Genomic DNA, 1,040 nt, shown 5'->3' on the forward strand with positions numbered 1-1,040 from the left:
AAGACGGTTTCAAAAGAACCGTCTTGTTTTTGTTTCTCTATAAAAAGATACAGACTAATTAATTCCATAAAATTAAAAAGTACCTAGATATAAATCTAGGTACTTTTTAAATGAGGATAAAAATGTCAGTAGTTCTGAAATAAAAAGAGTCTAGTACGCTTAGTTTATAAATTTTAAGTTTAACTTCTATTAAAATCTTTTAATAAATTTGGATTATCTATATCATAAAACACTAAGTTTATTGCTTTTATATTAACAGTAAAATCTCTAATGTCATGGGTGTTTAAAATTCTTATTTCCTCAATATTGGAATTTATTGTTACATCAATTGAAATTGGAACTATTTTCAAGAAAAGATTTTCGTTATTTTCCTGAATTGCTAAAAAAATATGGTAACGATAACTAGTTTGATTGTTATCTTTTTGATAATAGAAAAAGTAAGATTCTTTTTCTTGATGTGAAAGGTTTAAAAAAGCGTTAGTTATAGTATTTAACACCCTAGAACGAAAAATATTATTATGTTCTGATAATTCAAGGAGGTTGTTAATAGTGAAATAGATAGTGTCAATCATTTTGCCAACACTAACCCCTTCTTTTTTTATAGTATGATTTATACTATTTGTTACAAAAGTATTGTCGTAATAATCTGTAATCTCGATAGCTTTTTGAAAATCAAAGCTAAAATCCTCAATATTTAGAGATTTTTGAAATTCCTGTGATAAAGTTAAAACCTTATCTAAATATTTTTGGTCTAATTGGTACACCTCTAAATATGAAATAGCATTCAGAGAAGGTAAAGCCATGGTAATCACTCGATTATAAAACATATCATTCACCCTCCTAATTAATTATCTGCACTACACAACTATAATATACCAAAAAAAACTATTTGTGGAATATGAAAAAGTGTTTAAATGTTAAATTAAATTAATAAATTTGAATTTCTATAAGTTTTTAATGAGAATTTATTAGCTTTGTATACGAAATAAACCTTAATAGAGTGAAAGGTTTATTTCGATAGCTATTTGATAGTATAAGGA

1 protein-coding gene is annotated in these 1,040 nt (G+C 24.9%); it reads right to left on the reverse strand.

The annotated features are described in order from the left end of the window. Positions 1-179: 179 nt before the first annotated feature. On the reverse strand, positions 180-827 hold the full coding sequence (locus tag DN403_RS29425; protein WP_061667230.1) for a hypothetical protein: 648 nt from the start codon (positions 825-827) through the stop codon (positions 180-182). Positions 828-1,040: the final 213 nt, after the last annotated feature.

This window comes from Bacillus sp. AY2-1 (assembly GCF_008368965.1).
GTDB classification, from domain to species: domain Bacteria; phylum Bacillota; class Bacilli; order Bacillales; family Bacillaceae_G; genus Bacillus_A; species Bacillus_A thuringiensis_S.